Origin of the sequence: Curtobacterium sp. B8 (assembly GCF_000333315.1) — a bacterium.
In the GTDB taxonomy this organism is placed as follows: domain Bacteria; phylum Actinomycetota; class Actinomycetes; order Actinomycetales; family Microbacteriaceae; genus Curtobacterium; species Curtobacterium luteum.
In genome coordinates this window covers 1-1529 of sequence record NZ_BACW01000388.1, presented here as the reverse complement: position 1 = coordinate 1529, position 1529 = coordinate 1, and the positions used below count along the sequence as shown (strand labels likewise).

Below are 1529 nucleotides of genomic sequence, written 5' to 3'. Positions count from 1 at the left end.
CCTCCAGGCCGTTCATGGGTTGCGTCGCGGACCGGCGCTGCCGAGTCTCGTGCTGGGCGACACTGCTCGCGCCCCCGACCCCGAGAAGTGTCGCCTACGCCGAGTCTCGGGCACCGCCGGCCGAGACTCGGACAGCACCGGCCGAGTCTCGGGCAGCACCGGCCGGCCGCGCGGGCACGACCTTCAGGCCGACCACGCACCCGACGATCCCCGCGATGAACAGCAGGCGCAGGGCCGTCACGGGCTCCGCGCCCGTCGCCATGCCCCAGAGCACGGTCAGTGCCGCGCCCGTCCCGGTCCACACCGCGTACGCCGTGCTGATCGGGATGTGCCGGAGGACGTACCCGAACGCGCCGAGGCTCACCGCGATCGTCGCGACGAAGACCAGGGTCGGCCCTGGGCGGGTGAAGCCGTGGCTCTCGCCGAGCGCCGTCGCCCAGACCGTCTCGAGTGCGGCGCTGACGAACAGGACCACCCACGCCACCTCAGCTCACCACCTTGAGGCCGACGACGCAGGCCACGAGCCCGAACACCAGGGCCAGGCGGGCGAGGGACGCAGCCTCCTGCCGGCGGAGCACCGCGACGACCACGGTCAGCGAGGCGCCGATGCCGACCCACACCGCGTACGCCGTCCCGACCGGGATGGCGGTCATCGCGTACGCCAGCCCGGCCATGCTCAGGGCCATGCCCGCGACGAACACGATCGTCGGCACGACCTTCTTGAACCCGTCAGACGCGCTCAGGGCGGAGGCCCACACGGCCTCGAGCACGCCGGACAGCACCAGCACGACCCACGTCATCGCTCTGCTCCTCCTGCATAGTCGCACAACTGTACGAGAAAGAAAGTAGCACGCTCGTGCGAACATGGCACCCGTGGCCAGGAGCATCGACGTCGGAGAACGTCGCCGGATCGTGTCCGACGCAGCGGCGCGGGTGCTCGCTCGGAACGGCCTCGGCGCGCTCAGCGTGCGCGGCGTCGCGGCCGAGGCCGGACTCCCGCCCTCGACCGTCCGGTACGTCTTCCCCACGCAGGCGAGCGTCCGGACGCACGCGCTCGAGACCGTCTTCGACGCCACCACCCGCCGCGTCGACGCCGTGCCCGAGACGCTGCCCGACCGGGAACGTGCCCGCCGCATCCTGCTCGAGCTGCTGCCCCTCGACGAGGAGCGGCTCATCGAGCTCGACGTCTACCTCGCGCTCGGCAACGCGGCGCTGACCGACCCGGCGCTCCGGCCGGCGCTCGACCGTGTGGTCTCCGACATGCAGCAGTGGACCGAGCAGATCGTCCGCCTGGTCGGCGTGCCCGAGGCCGAGCGTGTGTTCGAGGCGCAGCGGCTGCACGCCCTCATCGACGGTCTCGCGATGCACGTCTCGCGCCTCGCGCCGGGGGAGTCCGGCGACTGGGCGATCCGTGTGCTCGACCGGCACCTGGACGGCCTCGCCCCGCGCTGAGACCCCGGGGCGGTGCCGGCGCCCGCGTCGCGGTCCCGCGCGACGGGCACGCCGACTGGTTGACACCGAGCGGCAGC

At 72.9% G+C, this 1529-nt stretch carries 3 protein-coding genes; 1 reads left to right on the top strand and 2 read right to left on the bottom strand.

The genetic code is table 11. The features are described 5' to 3' along the window. Positions 1-94: 94 nt before the first annotated feature. On the bottom strand, positions 95-475 hold the full coding sequence (locus I59_RS09935; RefSeq protein WP_376764447.1) for a DMT family transporter: 381 nt from the start codon (positions 473-475) through the stop codon (positions 95-97). A gap of 10 nt (positions 476-485) precedes the next feature. Beyond that, positions 486-800: a multidrug efflux SMR transporter gene (locus tag I59_RS09930; RefSeq protein ID WP_022903737.1), complete on the bottom strand. Its 315-nt coding sequence runs from the start codon at positions 798-800 to the stop codon at positions 486-488. A 73-nt stretch (positions 801-873) separates the two neighbouring features. On the opposite strand from I59_RS09930, the gene I59_RS09925 reads away from it, so the two are divergent. Next, positions 874-1452 carry a TetR/AcrR family transcriptional regulator gene (locus I59_RS09925; protein ID WP_031273556.1) on the top strand — a complete coding sequence of 193 codons (579 nt, stop codon included), beginning with the start codon at positions 874-876 and terminating at the stop codon, positions 1450-1452. Positions 1453-1529 lie beyond the last annotated feature (77 nt).